Source organism: uncultured Amnibacterium sp. (assembly GCF_964244015.1).
GTDB lineage: Bacteria > Actinomycetota > Actinomycetes > Actinomycetales > Microbacteriaceae > Amnibacterium.
Map to the genome: position 1 here is coordinate 1 of NZ_CAXTHO010000147.1, position 6,453 is coordinate 6,453.

Sequence of the window (6,453 nt, forward strand, 5' to 3'; positions counted from 1 at the left end):
TCCGTGCGGTTCGACAGCCGCTGCGCTCCCCACCGGGGCTGCTGCTGCGATTCCGAGGGACGGAGCCCCTCCTCCCACACGGCCTGGAGCGCGACACCGCCGCCGCCGATCGCGCTCGCATAGGCCTCCGCCCGCTCGATCGCATCACCCACCGCCTCGACCCGCAACGCCCGCTCCGCTGCTGCCCGGTGAGCGCGGGTGACCTCCCACACGACCTGATCGACCGAGACGCCAGGGACGGAGCCCGCCTCGAGGATCCACGTCGACAACGCTGCGAAGTCCTGGAAGCGCACCTGCACGCCCGCGGAGGCGAGCTGCAGCGTCCGCAGCGTCTGCGCCGCGCCCTCGTGCCGGTGCTCGGCCCGGACCCAGACCTGGGCACTGCCCCACCAGGTCGCGGCACCGGACTCGACCCACGCCGTCGCCTCCGCGATGAATCGCCCGTGCAGCATCGCCGCCTGCTGCACCGCCGTCGCGCGGTCCTCGTGCTCGAACTCGATCGACAGATGCACCGTGCCGCGCTCGGCCGGGAGGAATCGGGAGGCGATGCCGTGCACGGCGATCAGGACCATGCCGCGATTCTGCGCGCCTCGAGTGGCAGCGACGCGCTGAGCCGTTCTCAGTGACGCCGGGTCGCGTCGCGCTCCTGGCGGAGCATCCAGACCGCGTGCCGCACCGTCGCCTCCACGATCCAGACCGCAGCGCCGAGGTCCGCGTCGTGCAGCTCGGGCAGGCGTGCGACGGCGTGCGCGAGGGGTTCGGCGATGCGGATCCGCAGGCGGCGGTCCTCGAGGTCGAGCCCGCGCCACTGCGACTCCTCGAGGTACAGCGGCAGCAGGAGCAGCAGCGCGTCCGCCTGCATCACCCGGGCGGCCGGCCCGGTCGCGTCGAACTGCCGCTCCAGCGCGAGGAGCGCCAGCTCGGTCTCGGCCAGCACGAGCGCCGCGTGGTCCTCGACGCACGCGCGCAGATCCGCCTCCGCGCGCTCGAGGCGCTCGATCCGACGACCCTCCGCGTCACCGCGCTGATCCGCGAAGAACTGCGCGATCACCTCGTCGGACCTCGGTACGACCCGTCCCCCCACCATGCACCCGAGTCTCGCTCACGCCTCCGACGACGGCCGGAGGCTCATGGCGCTTCCACGGAACCGCCGTCGCCGGTCAGGCGTCCGGCTCCCCCGCTGCGGGCGCTACCGGGCGATCCGATCCTCCGTCACCGCGGTCACCACCCGGTCGAGCGCCTCCTGCGATGCGCCGACCGCCTCGAGCGCCAGGAGGGCCGCGCCGACCACCGGGCGCTCGGTCACCCAGGTCGGCACCGCGCGCGGGGCGCGGGCGGCCAGGCCGGCCAGCACGCCGGCGACGAGGCGCGGCTCGCGCGCGGCGAGGACGCTGCCGCCCAGCACCACGGGAAGCGCGGTGCCCTGCAGGTCGAGCCGCTGCAGGAGGACCTCGGCCAGCCGCACGATCTCCTCCGCCTGCCGGTCGACGACCGAGCAGGCGACCGTGTCACCCGCCTCCGCCTCCGCGAACAGGAGCGGCGTCAACTCGATGACCGCATCGCGGGAGACTCGCTCGAAGTGCACCGCCTCCACGGCCGCCCGCACCGATCCGAGCCCGAACGCGGCGTCGACGGCCTGCCGGAGGGAGGTCTCGGGGCCGCGGCCGTCCTCGGCGCGGATCGCGTGCCACAGCGCCGCCGCCCCGATGCTCGAGCCGCCGCCCCAGTCGCCCGAGATCGCTCCGAGCGCCGGGAATCGCGCAGTCGCACCGTCGGCCCGCACGCCGATCGCATTGATCCCGGTGCCGCACACCACCGCGACCGCGTCCTTCGCCGCCGTGCCCGCCCGCAGCAGGGCGAACAGGTCGTTCTCGGCGTGCAGGGGCGCGAGCGCCGACCACTCGGCCAGTCGGAGGGCGGCGGCCTCCAGCTCCTCCGGCAGGTCCAGGCCTGCGAGGTAGAGGTGCTGCGTCAGTACCGGGCGGTCCCCGATCGCCTCGAGCACCGCGGTGCGGAGGCGGTCGAGCTCGGCCCGCACGGCCGGCCAGCCGTTCACCTGCGGGTTCCCGCCACGGCCCCGCTCGCGCGCGACGACCTCGCCGTCGAGCCCGATCGCCAGCACGTCCGTCTTCGACCCGCCGCCGTCGATGGCGAGCACGACCGGCCCCGCGACAGTGCCGGTCGTCATGCCCAGGCCAGGTGCTGCGCGTTCGCGGCGAGCAGCAGGTCGGTGAGGCGCTCGGCGCGGTCGAAGTCGCGGACGAGCGGGTGCGACCACATCGCGTGCAGCACCCGGTCGCGGCCGCCGTGCACCGCCGCGTCGAGCGCGAGCCGTTCGTAGCCGGCGACGTCGGCGATCAGGCCGCGCACGTCGTCCGGCAGGGGCGCGACCGGCAGCGGGGCCGCGCCGTGCGCGCCGATGCGAGCGGGCACCTCGATCACGTGGTCGTCCGGCAGGAACGGCAGCGTGCCGTCGTTCAGCACGTCGAGCACCTGCACGTCGCCGCGATCCGCCGTCAGCGAGAGGAGGACGTCGATCGCCGCCTCGGAGTAGAACGCCCCTCCGCGGCGCTGCAGCTCCTCCGGCTTCGTGTCTATGCCGGGATCGGCATACTTCGCGAGCAGCGCGCGCTCGACCTCCTGCACCACCTCGGCGCGGGTCGGCTCGAGCAGCTGCTCCCGCAGCACCGTCTCGTGCGCGTAGTAGTAGCGGAGGTAGTACGACGGCACCGCCTGCTGCAGGGTCAGCAGCGGCGCGGGCAGGTCGACCTCCTGCGCCAGCTCGGGCAGGTCGGTCGACAGCAGCTCGGGCAGCACGTCGCCCCTGCCCTCCACGTGCACGCCGCGCTCCCACGTGAGGTGGTTGAGCCCGACGTGGTCGAGGCGGACCGCGGAGGGGGCGACGTCGAACCGGGCGGCGAAGCGACGCTGGAAGCCGATCGCGACGTTGCACAGGCCGATCGCACGGTGCCCGTGGGTCAGCAGCGCGCGGGTGACGATGCCGACCGGGTTGGTGAAGTCGATGATCCAGGCGCCCGGCTTCGCGTACCGGCGCACCTGCTCGGCCGCGTCCAGCACGACCGGCACCGTCCGCAGCGCTTTCGCGAAGCCGCCGGGACCGGTGGTCTCCTGCCCGATGACGCCCGCCTCGTGCGGCCAGGTCTCGTCCCCGTGCCGCGCCTGCTGCCCGCCGACCCGCAGCTGGAACAGCACCGCATCCGCGTCGGCGACGCCGGCGACCAGGTCGTCGGTCGCGTGCACGACGCCCGGGTGGCCGCCGCGCGCGAACATCCGCTGCGCCATGGCGCCCACGAGCCGCCGCCGCTCCTCAGACGGGTCGATCAGCCACAGCTCGTCGACCGGCAGCACGTCGCGGTTGCGGATGAAGCCGTCGATGAGCTCGGGCGTGTAGGTCGAGCCTCCGCCGATGATCGCGAGCTTCATGCGTGTGTTCCCATCGGGTGGAGGTGGAGGGTGCAGGAATCGCACGCCGCAGCTGGTGCGGTGATATCCGACAGATGCGATTGCGATCGCAGCCGCACGAGTCGGGAATCCCGCACGACCCGAAGTCTGCCGTCGAAGCCGCCCCGCGCGCTCCCTGACCACCCCCGCCGAGCGGGGCGCAGGCGGGTCAGTGCGCGGCGGGCGGCCCGCCGCGGCGGTCGCCCATCGATCTCGGGAGGGTGAAGACCAGGAGGAATGCGACCACCGCGAACGCGGCGCTCAGGACCAGCGCGGAGGAGGCGCTCGTGGCGAACGCGTTCGCCACGTCCGTCGAGGTCGGCCTCCGGTCCGTCGGGAAGGAGAGCGTCCCGAAGAACACGCTGCCGATCACCGCGATGCCGATCGCCGAGCCGATGCGCTGCATCGTGGAGATCACGCCGCTCGCGGCGCCCGCCTCGGACGGATCGACCGTCGCGACGATGAACTGCACGTTCGGGGCGATGAAGAAGCCGCTGCCGACGCCGGCGACGAGGAGCGGGCCGAGCAGGTCCCAGCTCGTCAGCGAGGTCGCGGGGACGAGCAGCAGCACGAGCCAGACGCCCACCAGGCCGAGCGCGACGAGGCCGGCGCCGAGCACCAGCACGGTGCGGCCGATGCGGATCGCGAGGCGGGTGCTCTGCGAGGCGCCGACGATGCTGCCGATCGCGAACGGGATGGAGACGAGGCCGGACTCGAGCGCCGTGTGGCCCAGGCCCGCCTGCCAGAGCAGCGAGATGGAGAAGAAGATGCTGACGAACGCCGCGAAGTAGACCAGCGCGAGGAACGTGCCGGCGGTGAACGCCGGGTGGGTGAACAGGTGCGGCGGCACCAGCGGGCTGCGCCCTCGGGCGACGACGGACCGCTCCCAGAGCGCGAACAGCACGAGCAGCACCACGCCGCCGGCGAGCGAGATGTACGTCCACGCCGGCCAGTCCTGGTCCTGCCCCTCGATCAGCGGCACGAGGATCGCGGACAGCGCGCCGGTCAGCAGCAGCAACCCGACGAGGTCGACGCCGTTCGCCGCCGACGCCTGCGGCTGGCTGTTCGGCACCAGCGCGGCGGTCGCGATCAGCGCGACGATGCCGATGGGCAGGTTGACGAAGAACACGAACCGCCAGCCGTCGGTGTTCCCGAATGCCTCGATCAGCAGGCCGCCGAGCACGGGTCCGATCGCCGAGGAGACGCCGAGCACCGCGCCGAAGATCGCGAACGCCCGGCCGCGCACGCGACCGGAGAACAGCAGCTGGATGTAGGCGGAGACGGCGGGCAGGTAGATGCCGCCCGCGAGGCCCTGCACGACGCGTGACACGATCAGCTGCCCGTCCGTCTGCGACAGGCCGCAGGTGACGCTCGCGACGACGAACAGCGCGAGGCCGCTGAAGAAGATCCACTTGTGCCCGAACCGGTCGCCGAGGCGACCGGCGGGGATCAGCGCGAGGCCGAACGCGAGGGCGTACCCGGAGATGATCCAGGACAGCGTCGCCTCGGAGGCGTCGATGCTGGTGCGGATGGAGGGCAGCGCGACGTTCACGATCGTCGCGTCGATCAGCGACATCGCGGCGCCGAGCAGGATCACGGCGAACGCGATCCAGCCTCGTCGCGGAGTGACCTGGATGGTGCCCAGTGCGGGTGCGGGTGCGGGTGCGGTTGCAGACATTCAGTCGGTCTCTCTGGTCTTCTCGTCGTCGACGATGGCGGGCAGGTCCGCGAGCACGGTGTCGAGCCACTCGAGCTCGGCACGCAGGCGGTGGGTCTGGTGACGCAGCACGTGCTGCTCGGTGATGGTGAGGTACTGGTCGACCTGCTCGAGACGGACCGCGTGATGCTCGGCCGTCGCGGCGATGCTGGCCCGGCGGCCCCGGAGCAGGCGGGGAAGCTCGTCGACGAGGTCCTTGCCGACCCGGGCGAGCGCCAGATCGAACGGGTCGGGCTTCAGCGAGAACTCCGCCAGTGTCTCGAGCCGGAGGTCGTCGAGCGAGCTTCTCCCCGCCTCCGTGATCCGGACGATCTGCCGCTCGGGCCGCGCGCCCTCGCGCTCGGTGCGGACGGGCTCGACGAGCTCCTCGGACAGCAGCCGGTTCAGCGTCCCGTAGATCGCGCCGACCCGGAAGTCGGTCCACATGTGCACGTGCTCCTTCTCGGCGAGGAGGCGCAGCTGGTGCCCGTGCATCGGCCCGCGCTCGGCGAGCGCGCCGAGGAGGAACACGCGGATGGATGACACGGGATCAGTCTTGCATGACTAATCCTGTGGATCAGCGAACTCCCGAGCCGATGGGAACGTGCGCCGGCCGATCAGCCGCGCGGGATCCCCGCGTCGAGTGCCGAGAGCACGGCGGCGATGCGGTCCCGCGCTTCGAGCTTCGTGAGGATCGCGGAGACGTGCGTCTTGACGGTCCGCTCCCCCATCCCCAGTGCGCCGGCGATCTCGGCGTTGCTCGCGCCGTGGCACATGTGCTCCAACACCGCCGTCTCGCGCGCGGTGAGCCGGTCTAGGAGGTCTTCTCGGCCGCCTGCGCGCCGGGCGCGCGCGAGGACCCGGGGCAGGACCCGCGGATCGAGCCACGAGCCGCCTGCCGCGACGGCCCTGACGGCGAGGACGAGGGCTTCCGCCGGGCTGTCCTTCAGCACGAACCCTTCCGCTCCCGCGTCCAGCGCTGAGAACAGCACGTCGTCGTCGTCGAAGGTGGTGAGCGCGAGCACCGGCGCCGCGTCCGGCACGGCGCGCAGCCGGCGGGTCGCCTCCGGGCCGTCGATGCCGGGCATCCGCACGTCCATCAGTACGACGTCGGGCCGGTACCGCGTCGCGGCGACGATCGCGGCGGCGCCGTCCGCGCACTGCGCGACGACGGTGATGTCGGGTTCCGCGCCGAGCACGAGCGCCAGCCCCGACCGCACCATGGCCTGGTCGTCGACCAGCACCACCCGCAGCCCGCTCATGCGCCGCCGCCCACGCCGACGGCCGATACCTGC

At 73.0% G+C, this 6,453-nt stretch carries 7 protein-coding genes; all 7 read right to left on the bottom strand.

Features of this window, described 5'->3' with window-relative positions; translation table 11 throughout:
• Nucleotides 1–572, bottom strand: a 572-nt coding sequence (locus ACFE67_RS13405; RefSeq protein WP_375407376.1) for an SIMPL domain-containing protein, incomplete at its 3' end; no start/stop codon positions are given.
• A 47-nt stretch (nucleotides 573–619) separates the two neighbouring features.
• Complete coding sequence (locus ACFE67_RS13410) at nucleotides 620–1,087, bottom strand: hypothetical protein (protein ID WP_375407377.1); 468 nt, start codon at nucleotides 1,085–1,087, stop codon at nucleotides 620–622.
• A gap of 102 nt (nucleotides 1,088–1,189) precedes the next feature.
• On the bottom strand, nucleotides 1,190–2,188 hold the full coding sequence (locus ACFE67_RS13415; protein ID WP_375407378.1) for an N-acetylglucosamine kinase: 999 nt from the start codon (nucleotides 2,186–2,188) through the stop codon (nucleotides 1,190–1,192).
• Nucleotides 2,185–3,444, bottom strand: coding sequence for a 6-phospho-beta-glucosidase (locus tag ACFE67_RS13420; protein ID WP_375407379.1), 1,260 nt, complete (start codon nucleotides 3,442–3,444; stop codon nucleotides 2,185–2,187). Before ACFE67_RS13420 ends, ACFE67_RS13415 begins: the two co-directional genes overlap by 4 nt.
• A gap of 187 nt (nucleotides 3,445–3,631) precedes the next feature.
• Entirely contained in the window at nucleotides 3,632–5,140 is a 1,509-nt protein-coding gene (locus tag ACFE67_RS13425) for an MFS transporter (protein ID WP_375407380.1), read from the bottom strand.
• Complete coding sequence (locus ACFE67_RS13430) at nucleotides 5,141–5,704, bottom strand: PadR family transcriptional regulator (RefSeq protein WP_375407381.1); 564 nt, start codon at nucleotides 5,702–5,704, stop codon at nucleotides 5,141–5,143.
• A 71-nt stretch (nucleotides 5,705–5,775) separates the two neighbouring features.
• Nucleotides 5,776–6,420 carry a response regulator gene (locus tag ACFE67_RS13435; protein ID WP_375407382.1) on the bottom strand — a complete coding sequence of 215 codons (645 nt, stop codon included), beginning with the start codon at nucleotides 6,418–6,420 and terminating at the stop codon, nucleotides 5,776–5,778.
• Between the last annotated feature and the right edge of the window lie 33 nt (nucleotides 6,421–6,453).

Excerpts from the sequence above, each read along its gene's own strand:
- ACFE67_RS13425 (WP_375407380.1), bottom strand. The coding sequence starts at position 5,140 with ATGTCTGCAACCGCACCCGCACCCGCACCCGCACTGGGCACCATCCAG.
- ACFE67_RS13415 (WP_375407378.1), bottom strand. The coding sequence starts at position 2,188 with ATGACGACCGGCACTGTCGCGGGGCCGGTCGTGCTCGCCATCGACGGC.
- ACFE67_RS13420 (WP_375407379.1), bottom strand. The coding sequence starts at position 3,444 with ATGAAGCTCGCGATCATCGGCGGAGGCTCGACCTACACGCCCGAGCTC.
- ACFE67_RS13435 (WP_375407382.1), bottom strand. The coding sequence starts at position 6,420 with ATGAGCGGGCTGCGGGTGGTGCTGGTCGACGACCAGGCCATGGTGCGG.
- ACFE67_RS13410 (WP_375407377.1), bottom strand. The coding sequence starts at position 1,087 with ATGGTGGGGGGACGGGTCGTACCGAGGTCCGACGAGGTGATCGCGCAG.